The 12859-nt window shown below is 47.6% G+C and carries 9 protein-coding genes, 6 tRNA genes and 1 rRNA gene; 14 read left to right on the top strand and 2 right to left on the bottom strand.

The features are described 5' to 3' along the window. Positions 1–102 precede the first annotated feature (102 nt). From rrf to GON05_RS12400, 5 genes are all read left to right on the top strand, one after another. Positions 103–219, top strand: a 5S ribosomal RNA gene (rrf, locus tag GON05_RS12420). Positions 220–249: 30 nt separating this feature from the next. Beyond that, positions 250–326, top strand: a tRNA-Met gene (locus GON05_RS12415). An 8-nt stretch (positions 327–334) separates the two neighbouring features. Then, positions 335–410: transfer RNA gene (locus GON05_RS12410), tRNA-Lys, on the top strand. A 19-nt stretch (positions 411–429) separates the two neighbouring features. Further along, positions 430–509: transfer RNA gene (locus tag GON05_RS12405), tRNA-Leu, on the top strand. A gap of 169 nt (positions 510–678) precedes the next feature. Further along, positions 679–1386: a phytanoyl-CoA dioxygenase family protein gene (locus GON05_RS12400; RefSeq protein WP_157319452.1), complete on the top strand. Its 708-nt coding sequence runs from the start codon at positions 679–681 to the stop codon at positions 1384–1386. 10 nt (positions 1387–1396) lie between these two features. Here the strand turns inward: GON05_RS12400 and GON05_RS39920 are convergent, their stop codons facing one another. Further along, entirely contained in the window at positions 1397–2266 is an 870-nt protein-coding gene (locus GON05_RS39920; protein WP_157319451.1) for an AraC family transcriptional regulator, read from the bottom strand. A 137-nt stretch (positions 2267–2403) separates the two neighbouring features. Here GON05_RS39920 and GON05_RS12390 point away from each other — a divergent pair. From GON05_RS12390 to GON05_RS12380, 3 genes are all read left to right on the top strand, one after another. Beyond that, positions 2404–2478 (top strand) — tRNA-Gly (locus tag GON05_RS12390). 8 nt (positions 2479–2486) lie between these two features. Beyond that, positions 2487–2563: transfer RNA gene (locus GON05_RS12385), tRNA-Arg, on the top strand. Between the two features lie 28 nt (positions 2564–2591). Continuing rightward, positions 2592–2665 (top strand) — tRNA-Pro (locus GON05_RS12380). A 70-nt stretch (positions 2666–2735) separates the two neighbouring features. On the opposite strand, the gene GON05_RS12375 is transcribed toward GON05_RS12380, so the two are convergent. Then, the gene (locus GON05_RS12375) at positions 2736–3308 is read right to left on the bottom strand and encodes a DUF1697 domain-containing protein (protein ID WP_157319450.1); all 573 of its coding nucleotides are present in this window, start codon (positions 3306–3308) and stop codon (positions 2736–2738) included. A gap of 367 nt (positions 3309–3675) precedes the next feature. On the opposite strand from GON05_RS12375, the gene GON05_RS12370 reads away from it, so the two are divergent. From GON05_RS12370 to GON05_RS12345, 6 genes are all read left to right on the top strand, one after another. Further along, positions 3676–4713: an HD-GYP domain-containing protein gene (locus GON05_RS12370; RefSeq protein ID WP_157319449.1), complete on the top strand. Its 1038-nt coding sequence runs from the start codon at positions 3676–3678 to the stop codon at positions 4711–4713. Positions 4714–4755: 42 nt separating this feature from the next. Further along, positions 4756–5646, top strand: coding sequence for a GGDEF domain-containing response regulator (locus GON05_RS12365; protein WP_157319448.1), 891 nt, complete (start codon positions 4756–4758; stop codon positions 5644–5646). 21 nt (positions 5647–5667) lie between these two features. Further along, positions 5668–7467: a sensor histidine kinase gene (locus GON05_RS12360; RefSeq protein WP_127458589.1), complete on the top strand. Its 1800-nt coding sequence runs from the start codon at positions 5668–5670 to the stop codon at positions 7465–7467. Positions 7468–7472: 5 nt separating this feature from the next. Continuing rightward, complete coding sequence (locus GON05_RS12355; protein WP_157319447.1) at positions 7473–9134, top strand: thiamine pyrophosphate-binding protein; 1662 nt, start codon at positions 7473–7475, stop codon at positions 9132–9134. A 139-nt stretch (positions 9135–9273) separates the two neighbouring features. Beyond that, on the top strand, positions 9274–10152 hold the full coding sequence (locus tag GON05_RS12350) for an aldo/keto reductase (protein WP_157319446.1): 879 nt from the start codon (positions 9274–9276) through the stop codon (positions 10150–10152). 137 nt (positions 10153–10289) lie between these two features. Beyond that, complete coding sequence (locus GON05_RS12345) at positions 10290–12329, top strand: transglycosylase domain-containing protein (RefSeq protein ID WP_246239068.1); 2040 nt, start codon at positions 10290–10292, stop codon at positions 12327–12329. The last annotated feature ends 530 nt before the right edge of the window (positions 12330–12859 follow it).

Genomic DNA, 12859 nt, shown 5'->3' with positions numbered 1-12859 from the left:
GCTGACGAATACTAATCGGTCGAGGGCTTAACCACAAATCCTATAGTAATTACTTTACACAAGTTTCGTATCTAGTTTTCAAGGCGCAAACCGCTTTGACTGTTTGGTGATGATGGCGGAGGGGACCCACGCGTTCCCATCTCGAACACGACCGTTAAGCCCTCCAGCGTCGATGGTACTTGAACCGCAGGGTTCTGGGAGAGTAGAACGTTGCCAAGCAGTACCCCTTGTGGGTGTTTTAAATAATGACGCGGGGTGGAGCAGCTCGGTAGCTCGTCGGGCTCATAACCCGAAGGCCGCAGGTTCAAATCCTGCCCCCGCAACCAATTATTATGAGTCATTAGCTCAGTTGGTAGAGCACCTGACTTTTAATCAGGGTGTCGTAGGTTCGAATCCTACATGACTCACCATTTGCCTTATTTACAGCATGCGCGTATGGCGGAATTGGCAGACGCACTAGACTTAGGATCTAGCGGGCGACCGTGGGGGTTCAAGTCCCTCTACGCGCATACCTAGCAAAAAGGATTAAGTTATCACTAACTTAATCCTTTTTGCTTTTTGTGCGTTCTTTGTGTAGATAAGTGAACAAATTTACTAGTATTCACCTCTTCGATTGGAAGTAATGAAGCATCTTTCTCATTTACAATAAAGTCATATCTACAAAGGAGGCTGAGGCATATGACACAAGTCACAAGGTTTGTATTGACGCAGGAGATGGTAGAGCAGTTTTATCGAGAAGGGTTCTTTTATGCTCGAGGCTTTCTTACAAAAGAAATGGTTGATGCGATCAATGAAGAGAATGCTGCCTTTGCTAACGAAAAAGGGACAGGCGAATGGAAAAGTAAAGCCATCATCGATATTGCCGTTGAGCAGGAACTATATCCTGAGACCACTAGGTTTTTGACGAGTCCGGATATTGTAAGCCTTTTAGAGCAAATTCTAGGGGATCAAGTCAAACTGTGGATGGGGATGTATGCAGTCGTAGCTCCCCACGGGAATGGATTGGAGTGGCATCAAGATAATCAGTACACACATATTCTGGGTCACATGCTCAATGGTTTTATTGCACTTGATGATATCAGTCAGGAGAACGCAGGCTTGTGGCTGGCCCCGGGATCACATTTACTTGGGCGGCAGCCAAATATCAATACAGAGCCTGGCCATAAGCGCGCTGCAGAGCCGGAGAATGGTGTGGCTTGTCCACCATTAGTCCCTGGCGATGCTGTGTTCTTCCATCGTGAGACGCTGCACCACAGCAAGAAGAATAACACGGATAAGCCCAGACGCGCCTATGCCTTCCAAGTCGCGGCGGCAAGCTGCCGGTACGCCCAGTCGGGCAAACGGCTTGAGGACCGTGTCCTTTTGTCCGGATACGCCAAAGGATAATGCCCTCTTTTTAATCAACCTTAGTTGTGATACTGGATGATGTTGCTGCCTGTCTGCGGTATACGCTTGGCGTCATTCCCCGATGTTCTTTGAATACCTTGTTGAAGTAGCTAGGGGTGCTGAAGCCGCAGGCGAGGGCAATATCAGTGATGGATTCATGCGTATGCATCAGCATATGAGCTGCATACTGAAGGCGAAGCCGAATGATAAATTCATTAGGAGAAGAGCCTGTCAATTCTCTGAATTTAGTATAGAACCAGGTCTTTTTTAGATCAGACCTTTGGATAAGTAAGTCTACGTCCACTTCCTCAGACCAGTGGGTGATGAGATGCTCTATGGCTGCTATGACGCCGGATAGGGAGGGAGCCGCGAGCGATTGCTCTAACGAATGGTAGTACCTTTGAATTTGGACAAGGATTTGAATGAATAACGTCATCTGCTGGAGCTCCCAGCCTGGCTGATCTTGCTTCTGCTCCTGCAGGGCCTCCTTAGCAAGCCGTATGATCGACTGTGCGTATGGCGATGCTGCGGGGATTACCTGGGACGTGTTCATCGTGTAAAAAGGGACTAGCAAGCTGTATCCGCCAGGAATGAAGGCAACGTAATCAGGTGAGAAGAGAAGCATGATCCAACGGCTAGGTTTCCCTTCCTCCCGTGTTAAGTTCCAGTGCGGTTCGAACGGGCGCAGCAAAAGGATATCGCCAGGATCGGCATAATACCACTCGTCGCCAATCGGATATTTCATTGTACTATCAAGGGCTATACTGACCTCCAAAGCGGCATGCATATGAAATTCATGCTCCGTGTATACCGCCACCTTTTCTTCGAAGATGATACCTTGTGCAACCTTGACGTTCTGATCAAAAAACGATGCTTCCACATATTCCCTCCTCTTCGTATAAAAAACTACAGGTAAAAACTGGCGAAAAATAATTAAACAAATTATTTGCTTTTTGTAAAGAATCCTGTTATATTACTACTTGTCGCTTTTAAAGAAGCGGCATGAAACACCTACTTGCGGAAGTGGCTCAGCGGTAGAGCATCGCCTTGCCAAGGCGAGGGTCGCGGGTTCGATCCCCGTCTTCCGCTCCATATTTTAAGCGCCCTTAGCTCAGCTGGATAGAGTATTTGACTACGAATCAAAAGGTCGGGAGTTCGAATCTCTCAGGGCGCGCCATTTTTACATGTAACATACATAGCAGTATCGGGACGTAGCTCAGCTTGGTAGAGCACCTGCTTTGGGAGCAGGGGGTCGCATGTTCAAATCGTGTCGTCCCGATCAAACAAAAAGAAGTATAATCGATCAGTAGATAGACTGGGAGATTATGCTTCTTTTTATGTTTTCTGTGTTATCGTTGCGTAGTAGCAGTCATTTCATTGGCTAAGGCAACAAGCTTACTTAGCGTTTTCCAATTGCGCACGGTAGCAGGAACATCAAGCTTCGGCAGGTTATTGGCGAGCTTGGATTTTAGAATGCTGTGTCGATACAGCAGATAGATTTCTCTTCCTTTTGCTCGCAGCTGGTCATCCACGGTTTGGAACACCTCAAGACGAGCTAAGCTTTCTTTGGACGGCTCTTTAGGGAGGAAGGCTACGTAAAGGCTTTCGGCATCGGACATAGATTCCGCTTCGGAGATTTCGTCGGCCGTGTACGGGCAATTGGCGGCTATGAAATTCAGTTCCTCCGCAGTTCTCAAAATCACGGCTAAAGAGATATGAAAGACGCGGTCAATCTCATTCTCAATCAGCTTGCGCAGCGATTCTTCATCCGCATCCGATTCGAACAGTACATTGCCGCTCTGAATATAGGTCTGAACACGAAGCAGCCCAATTTGCTCCAATGTTTTTCGAAGCTCAGCCATTTTGATGATATTTTTCCCACCCACATTAATGCCACGCAATAACGCGATATAGATCGCCATCCCATTCACTTCTCTCTTTTAATATACATGAAATATACATCAAAATATCCATCAGCGCCATTCCCTTAATATCCATACTTTACCATGGAAAAAGTGTTGTTACATACTACATCATAGAGGGTAGTGACATCATGTGTCGAAAGTCCCATCCAGTTTGCGAAGTGGCGCCCTATTTGCTTTGACACAAATCGACGAATGTCTCTCGCGCAAACACTCATAACGTGTGAAATTATAACTATTCTAGTAAAAAAATATTAAAATTATGGAAAAAATTATTTATAATAGAGGAGATTCTCCTTAATAAGAAGAACTAGTACTAATTAAAATGTCGGGGCAGTCTACTTGAGAAGAATAAGAGGTAACATCTATGCAGAATTCATTGTTTTTCAAGAATGTGATAAATTCTGATTCCATCTTCGAATCGATCGGCCAATTGAATGATATCGCCAAAAAATCAATAGGCTGTGAACATATCTCTCTTTTTCTAATGGATGAGAAACATCAGATTACCCCAGCTTCTTATTCCGTAAATATTAGTACAGCAGTCATGGAGCAGTTAAAGTACATAGTCCTTCACACACAATTTTTTTCCCAAATGCCAGAAGGTTCCCGTTTGTCGGTGTATGAGGCAGATGGAATGCTTCGCGATCACCTTCTAAAATCCAGATACGAATGTATTTATGGATTCCACATAAAGCACGGCCCTTCGTACGGTGCCCTACTATTCTCATTTCCTTCGGATACTCAGTTGAAAGACGATCAATTGCAGTTATGCAATCTCATCAAATTACATATGGAGCAGTTGATTAAAAAGATTCAATTCCGCAAGCAGGTGCTTAAGCAGCAGGCTTACGAAAGTCTTTTTAACACATTAAGAGTGAAAGACAGTTTTACAGTTGATCATTGCTATAATGTTGCTTTCTATTCTACGCTGCTTGGCGCGAAGGCTGGTGTCAGCGAAACCGAGTTGGAAACTTTGAAACTGGGCGCTTTGCTTCACGATGTAGGGAAGTTAGCTATTCCCGATCATATTCTCATGAAGCCTGGCCGTTTAACGGACGAAGAGTTTAATGTCATCCGCCAACATCCTGTGATCGGGTTTGAATTGTTGAAGGAACTGCAGGATGTGGAACATCTATTGCCGATGGTAAGGTGGCATCACGAGCGGATGGATGGACGGGGGTACCCGGATCAATTGAGCGGATCGGACATCCCTTATCTGGTACGGATTGTAAGTATCGCCGATGCGTTCGACGCGATGACATCCACGAGAGTTTACCGGAACTCGCTTCACGTTCATGAGGTAAGAGAACAGCTGCTTACTCATGCGGGCAAACAATTTGACGAGAAATTGGTACGGATCTTCTTAAGCATCATCGATGAGCAAATGCAAATGAATGGTTAGTGGACTCAAAACTATTATCGTAATGAAAGATGGGATAAATGAATGAGCGGTCGTATTCTTATCATCGATGATGAACCTCATAACTTAAATATACTGCGTATATTTTTGAATTCGTTACATTATGAAATTTTTACCGTTGAAGATGGTACAGAAGCGCAGGCGATGGTCAAAGAAGTGATGCCTGATCTGATTTTGCTCGATGTGATGATGCCGGAAATTACAGGGTTTGAAATATGTAAAAGCTTGATTTCGGAACCTGATTTTGACACACCCATTATTTTCTTATCGGCCAATGCGCAGAAAGAAGACATTTTACAGGGATTGCGCCTAGGAGCGGTTGATTACTTAACAAAGCCTTTTGATTTGGATGTGCTGGAACGGAAAGTTGAGATCGCCCTTCATCAAAAAGCCAAGATTAAGAACTTGAAGAAAGACAATAAACAACTGGCCAAGTTGGTCTACGTAGACGCATTAACCGGTCTATATAATCGAGCTTATTTAGATATTACGATCCGGATGATCAGTGAGGGAACTAAGAAATTCCAGGCTGCTATGATGGTGGATATGGACTATTTTAAAGATATTAACGATAATTTCGGCCATTTGGTTGGCGATCAAGTATTGCGGGAAGTTGCTGCAATCATACAGTCTAAAGTTTCAAGCGATCACGACTTAGCGTTTCGGTATGGCGGAGATGAATATCTGGTTCTGCTTCATAATGAAGCGAATTGTGTTGAAATAGCCAACAGCATTATTAAGGATGTAGATAGCTTAAAGGTAAGCCTGGCGCCTAATAAGATGCAAGAGTTTTCCGTAAGTATTGGATTAACCAATAATTTCGATCCGACCTGTTTTGAGCAAATTATTACACAAGCGGATGCCGCACTACTCGGAGCCAAAAACAGTGGAAGACATCAAATAAAGATTCGTTAGACAAAGGAGAATGAGGAAAGCATGGTCATGGAGCTTATGAGTTTTCAGAAATTGTTTCAAATGACAAAAGTTATCAATTCACAGTTTGAGCTGTCGGAAATTTTGCAGGTTTTCGTAGATGCGATCGCCGGCGAGATAACGCAAGCAGATCTGGTTGGTTTTTTCCTGAAGCAGCCCGATGGTACGTTCAAAGGATATAAAGGCAATAAATTACCTGTTGATATCACAGAATTGTTAATTGATCCGAAAGAGGATGAATTTGTAAGAGATATTTTACGAAATCAATCCAGTGACTACATTTCTGATACGAGTATAGATCTGCGTTTGGATCAGTCCAAAAGACAATTGCTGAAAATTAAATCCATCCTCGGTATTCCAGTCATCGTCGATAATGAGGTGTTTGGTCTAGTCTTCGTTCATGATTTCGGTAAACCAATGAATATTACGCCAGAGCAGATGGAAGTCACGGAAGCCTTTGTTAATATGGCCAGTGTAGCCATTCGCAATATCCGGATGTTTGAGCAGCGTCAATTGCTTATGGAAAAGCAGCAGCTTCTTCTTGATGCGACGAAAGCATTGTCCGAATCGTTATCTGTCAAAGATGTACTGAACACGTTTTTCTACTACATGCGCAAAGCAAGCGGATCGAAGGATATTGGAATTCATTTATACAATGAAAAAGAACATACGATTGAGCCTTATCAGTTGTCCTCAGAGAACGTGACGATGGATGAATGGAAGGTGAAACATCGCGAGGTCAAATTAACGATCGAAAACGATCGGCTGTTGTATGAAGTCATCACGGAGAAAAAAGCGGCAGCCATTGAGGATGTTTACGCAGACCCACGGCCAAATCATAAAGCGTTCGTTTCTTTTGACATTAAAAGTATCATGGTATTCCCGCTGGTAGCCAAAGGCTCGGTATACGGCGTCGTGGCGATCCCGTCGATCGGGAAGCAGCGGAAATATGAAGCCAGCATTCTGGAGTTCTGCCAATCCATCTCGGATGCGACGGCAACGGCATTATCCAATGCGCAGCATACCGAAACACTGGACCATTCCGTGCACGAGCGCTCCATAGAGCTGCAGCAAGCTAACTTCAAGTTAGAGGGGCTTGTGCGGGAATTGGAGCACTTGAACGAGCTCAAAAGCGATTTCATAGCGACACTGTCGCATGAGCTGCGTACGCCGATTACAGCGGTTAAAGGATCTGTTGATATTCTGGGAAAAGGCATTCTTGGCGATCTCAACGATTCGCAGAAGGATTTGCTGGATATTGCGGCTAAGTCCATCGACCGATTGCTGGATCAAGTGAATGAACTGCTCGATTTTGCCAAAATGGAAAACGGGAAATTTGAGCTCCTTTACACCGAAGCGGACTTCAATGAAATTGTTAAGGAATCGGTTCATATCGTACAGTCGCTTATTAATAAAAAGAAATTGATCCTGGTTGTTGAAACCGAAGTGGATAAGGATACCGTCGTCCGAGTTGATAAACAACGCATTCTGCAAATTCTGCTTAATTTACTTTCCAATGCGATCAAATTTACGCCTCCACTGGGTGTAATTACGATAAAAACGAAATTCGAGGATAGCTTGCTCACGGTTGAGGTGCAGGATAACGGGATCGGGATTCCTTTTGAAAAGCAGAAAAATATCTTTACCAAGTTCTATCAGGCAAATAATCAAATCAATGGGACAGGCCTTGGTCTTGCGATTTCCAAACAACTGATCGAGCTGCACGGCGGCCGCATTTGGTTCGAAAGCAGTGAAGGCCAAGGTTCGGCATTTAAATTTACATTACCTATTGGAAAGGAGTAACGAAGATGCGGGCGATTGAAGTAGGATTGAGATTTCTTGTGCAGCAAGGAGTAAAGTATGTATTCGGTATTCCGGCGGGTTCGATCAATGCTATTTATGATGCCCTGCTGGATATCCCAGAGCTTAAACCGATAGTAGCCAAACATGAGAACAGCTCCGGTTATATGGCGGGTTCTTATACCAGAATTACCGGTATTCCATCACTATGCGTAGCTTCCAGCGGCCCAGGAGCGACGAATCTGGTAACGCCGACTGCGAATGCCTGGAAACAGAAGCTGCCCGTTATTTTCATAACGGGCTCGGTTCCATCGACGAAGCTGGGCAAGGGCGGTGCGCAAGAGTTGTATGCGGAGCCGATCTTTGCTTCCATCACGAAGATGAGCCGCACGGTGCTGGATCCGCATGAACTGCCGGAGATTCTGGCAGAAGCTTATCACACAGCGATTAGCGGTGTGCCGGGTCCTGTTCATCTGGCGATTCCGATTGACATCCAGATGAAGGATATCGGAGAAAGAGAACTTCCGGTGCTGCCTGCCGTGGAACAACCCGTTATAGATTTGGCGGCTGCCAAAGCGGCTGCACAGCGAATAAAGGCGGCAGGCTCCAAGGGAGCCATTTTGCTCGGAAATGGAGCAAAAACAGCATCGGACAGCATCGTGCAATTTGCTGAAACGCTGGGTTGGGGCGTTGCGACCACACCACGCGGTAAGGGAGCGTTCCCGGAGAATCACCCGCTGTCGCTAGGGGGATATGGCCTTTCAGCCAACTGGAAGGCAAGCGAGTATTTGAATGGCGGCAACCACGAAGTGCTGCTGATCATTGGGTCAAGCCTTGGCGAGCTGGCGACAAGTAACTGGGAGCCGCGTTTGGTTGCAGGCCGTGAGCTGATTCACATCGATTATGACGCTAATGAGCTGGGGAAGGTGTACGAGACTCATTACCCGGTGCATGGCGAAATCAAGTTGGTTATCGCGGAGCTGCTTGAACAGCTGTCGGCAGATGGACAGAAGGATGAAGCAGCTGTCAGCGATGCTTTCGCTGGTTTGGCAGAGGCTGCAGCAGCAGCCGAGCCTGGCGAGGAAAAGTGGAATACACGGTCTGCCATCCGCGGACTAAGTGCTGCAGCACCGAAAGATGCACGATTCTTCCTGGATATCGGGGAATTCATGACCTACTCTATTCAAAATGTGTTGATCGAAAGCGGCCAAGAATTCGATATCGACATTAATTTCGGAGGTATGGGCTCCGGACTTGGCGGAGTTATCGGCGCTCAACTAGCAGAGCCGAGCAGGCCAACGATTTGTATAACAGGCGACGGCTGCTTCTTCATGCATGGTATGGAAGTACTGACAGCGAAAGAGTATCAGCTTCCGATTCTTTTTGTCGTCATCAATAATGCCCGCTTGGGTATGGTTTATCATGGACACATGCTGCAGTACAAACGCTGCCTCGATGATTTCTCACAAGAGCGCGTAAGCATCGCAGGAATTGCGATATCTCTTGGACTGCGCCATGCTGAGATTACATCGCTGGATCAATTGCAGAGTGAACATGTGAGTGAATGGCTATCCCATGGGGAGCCGGTTGTTGTAGAAGTGGTCGTGGACGGGAACGAAATTCCTCCTATGGGGGAAAGAGTGAAGTTTCTGCAAGGAGCAACCTATTAACTGGAGTTGCTGATTGACGCTCTTGGATGCTTGCATCCAGGAGCTTTTTTGTTTACAGGAGGAAGGTGATTGTATTCTTGGTTCTGGAAATGATATGGTTATAGAGAGCAAGAACACTAAGGAAGGGGCGCTTCATCCAATGTTGAAACGAACCATAGGTCGTTTGAATTACGAAAGCTCAGTCGTTATGTTTGGAGCCGCAAGTCTCGGCAATGTCAAGCAGGAGGAAGCGGATGCGTCAATTGCTTATGCCCTGCAGCATGGGGTGAACCATTTCGATACAGCCGCCAGCTATGGCGATGCTGAGTTGCGCATGGGGCCTACCATTAGCCAAGTACGTGGAGAGATTTTTCTAGCAACGAAAACAGGGCAAAGATCGAAAAAGGAAGCGAAGGAAGAGATTTACCGTTCTTTGGAACGAATGAAAGTGGATTCCGTTGACTTGCTTCAGCTGCATGCCGTAGGTTCGATGGAAGAACTGGACCGCTGCACAGAAAAAGGCGGTGCCTTGGAAGCGGCTTTGGAAGCAAAGGCTGAGGGTATCGTGAAGGAAATTGGCATTACGGGACATGGGCATGATGCGCCTAAAGTTCATTTGGAAGCGTTACATAGATTTCCCTTCGCTACGGTGCTGCTGCCACTGAACTATTATATGTACAGCTTGCCGGATTATCGCGAGGCTTTCGATGCATTGATGGAAGAGGCGGGCAAGCAGCAGGTGGCGGTGCGGGTCATTAAAGCCATCGCCAAGGCGCCGTGGGCTGAAGGGCAGGAGCGTCCTTATGCGACGTGGTACGAGCCGTTTGATCAGCAGCAGGTGATTGATGCCTGTGTGCATTTTGTGCTATCGTTCCCTGGTATTTGCGGGTTCGCTAGCGCAGGGGACGTTCATTTGTTCCCGAAAATCGTGGACGCCGTCGAACGTTACGGTGCCATGAAGGATGAAGAGGCCGAGCGAATCCTGAGCGGGATTAGCGGGTATACCTCTGTTTTTGGAGCGCCGACCTCGATCGCATGAGTAAGTAAACGCGTTTTCTCCGTAAGGGGAGGGCGCGTTTTATTTTGCTCAAAATTGACATGAATTGGACTCACTTATGCGTCGCTAACTCTGGAAAGAGGACGAATATCTATAGCGAACATAAGGGGGAAGGTAAGATGATTAAACGATTGTGGACAAGTAAGAGATTCTGGCTAATAAGCCTGGCCACGCTGATGGCTGGCGGTGTAGCCGTATTCGCAGCTTGTTATTCATACATTCGCGGGCTCGATGTGTCGAAATTAAATCAGCCGCTGCCCGAGGCTACGCTCGTGCTAGATAAGAACGGTAAACCGGCGGCGCAGTTGTCTTCTTCAAAAATCGATCCGGTACCGATATCGCAGATGCCCAAGGTGCTTACGGATGCCGTTGTGGCTGTGGAGGATCGGAGATTTTATGAGCATACCGGCATTGATCTTCAGTCTATTTTCCGTGCAGTAGCCCGCGATGTGATGCGAGGCAGCTATTCGGAAGGCGCAAGTACGATTACTCAGCAATTGGCGCGGAACCTTTTTCTCAATGCAGACAAAACTCTGGGGAGAAAATTACGCGAGGCAGCATACGCGATCAAAATTGATACGACCTATAGCAAAGATGAAATTCTGGAGATGTATTTGAACAGTATTTATTTTGGGGAAGGCAGCTGGGGGGTTCAAGGGGCGGCTAGGACCTATTTTAATAAAAATGTACAAGACTTAACGCTGCCTGAAGCAGCGGTGCTTGCCGCACTGCCGAAGGCGCCGAGCCTGTACTCGCCCTTTCAGGATGAAGCGCACGCACTTGAACGCAGGAACACGGTGCTGGTGTTAATGCGCGATGAAGGAAAGATTACGCCGCAAGCGTACGAAAGTGCAAAGGCGGCACCAATCGGTGTTATGAAGTCGGATAAAAGCAATGATCTGAAAGGCAAATATCCCGCTTATGTCGATGCGGTTATAAGTGAAGCCGTTCGCCTATACGGTTTCACGGAAGAGCAGCTGCTAACAGGCGGCCTACGTATTACAACAGAGCTGGATCCTACCGTGCAAAATGCGGTAACGGAAGTTTATAAGGATGACAGTCTCTTTCCTGAAAGTAAGCCGGATCAGCTCATCCAGAGCGGCGCGGTCATTGTCGACCAGCGGACTGGCGGTATCCGCGCTTTGGCAGGGGGACGGGGGGAAAGCGTCTTCCGAGGTTTCAGTCATGCTACGCAGTTGAAGCGGCAGCCGGGATCGACTTTTAAGCCAATTGTCGTATACGGTCCTGCGCTGGAGCAAGGCTATCAGCCCTTTTCCACATTGTATGATGGGCCACTCAACATTGAGGGGTATCAGCCCCAAGACTGGGATCATCAATCGCGCGGGCAGGTAACGATGCAGGAGGCGATCGTGTCTTCCTGGAACGTGCCGGCCGTGTGGCTGCTGCATGAGGTCGGCATTGACCGCGGACTGCAATTTGCCAAATCGCTGGGTATCACGCTGCCCGCTCAAGACCGTCAGCTCGGCATCGCGCTGGGTGGACTGTCGGAGGGGGTCTCACCGCTCCAAATGGCGCAGGGCTTCAGTGCGTTCGCCGCTAAAGGGAATTATCACGAAGCGCACACCATCACGAAAATAGAGACTAGCACAGGCCATTTGCTCATACAAGCTGCACCGCAGAGTGTACAGGTAATGAAGCCTGAGACAGCTTATGCCATGACCTCGATGCTTCAAGTCGCTGTAAGGGAAGGGACAGGGAAAAATGCGTCGATGAACCGCCCTGTTGCCGGGAAATCGGGTACCACACAGCTGCCGCAGACGAAGGAGTTCGAGGGGATAAGCAGCGGCAGCGCTAAGGATGCCTGGTTCGTGGGTTACACACCAGAGCTGACGGCGGCCGTTTGGGTCGGTTATGACCGAACGGACAAAACCCATTACTTAACGACTTCCGGCGGGGCTGTGCCGGCTGTTTTATTTCGCGAGATGATGGGGCGGGCGCTAGCTCAAGCTCCTGTTGTTCTGTTTGATATGCCCGTTGTGGGGGCGGAGGAACCGGCGGATAAACCGGAGAAGGAGTCCGGCAAAGGGCCTGACAAGGGGCCAGGTAAAGGACCGGATAAGAAGCCGGATAAAGGTCCTGATAATAAACCAGACAAAGGACCGGGTAAAGAGCACGGGAATGGAAAAGGGAAGGATTAGCAGACTTCAGTTAAGCTCTACGAAGTATTATACCGAAAAAGCCGCCAGCTCCATGGGAGACTGGCGGCTTTCTCATGTACGCCCAGCATGGGCGTCATCTCTAGGGTGAAAGTCCCGAACGGGGGCTGGCGAACGCCTACCGTTAGCCAAGAGCAAGGGTGTCCATCGCGAGGTGGAATCCGAAGGAAGCTGGAGGCAAATGCACGAGCCAAGGTACACGAACTGGGTTAGAGGCAGGGTTAGTCGGATGAGCCACCATGTCATGGCGAAATCCGAAGTCGCCAAAGGCTAACTCTGTAAACCCCAGTGGTTGCGGGCAGAAAGATGACGTTCTTATCTGGGGAGGCCTGCGGAAAAAAAAGCGAAGTAACTTCGTAACCACAACTGAGAAGTTGTGCTGAATCCGCAGGAGTCAGCAGAAGCCATAGTACGTAGGCTGTTGCAACAGCTTACGGAAGGGCTGAACCGAATGGAGAGAGGAAAACGATGCGTTCGTATGAAGAGCAAAGACAGCAGAAAATCTCGCAAGA

It is taken from the genome of Paenibacillus anseongensis (genome assembly GCF_009757995.1).
GTDB classification, from domain to species: Bacteria; Bacillota; Bacilli; order Paenibacillales; family NBRC-103111; genus Paenibacillus_E; species Paenibacillus_E chondroitinus.
This window is presented reverse-complemented; position numbering and strand designations above follow the sequence as displayed.

Coding starts and splice junctions, on each gene's coding strand:
- GON05_RS12370 (WP_157319449.1), top strand. CDS start 3,676: ATGCAGAATTCATTGTTTTTCAAGAATGTGATAAATTCTGATTCCATC.
- GON05_RS12400 (WP_157319452.1), top strand. CDS start 679: ATGACACAAGTCACAAGGTTTGTATTGACGCAGGAGATGGTAGAGCAG.
- GON05_RS12365 (WP_157319448.1), top strand. CDS start 4,756: ATGAGCGGTCGTATTCTTATCATCGATGATGAACCTCATAACTTAAAT.
- GON05_RS12350 (WP_157319446.1), top strand. CDS start 9,274: ATGTTGAAACGAACCATAGGTCGTTTGAATTACGAAAGCTCAGTCGTT.
- GON05_RS12345 (WP_246239068.1), top strand. CDS start 10,290: ATGATTAAACGATTGTGGACAAGTAAGAGATTCTGGCTAATAAGCCTG.
- GON05_RS12355 (WP_157319447.1), top strand. CDS start 7,473: ATGCGGGCGATTGAAGTAGGATTGAGATTTCTTGTGCAGCAAGGAGTA.
- GON05_RS12360 (WP_127458589.1), top strand. CDS start 5,668: ATGGTCATGGAGCTTATGAGTTTTCAGAAATTGTTTCAAATGACAAAA.
- GON05_RS12375 (WP_157319450.1), bottom strand. CDS start 3,308: ATGGCGATCTATATCGCGTTATTGCGTGGCATTAATGTGGGTGGGAAA.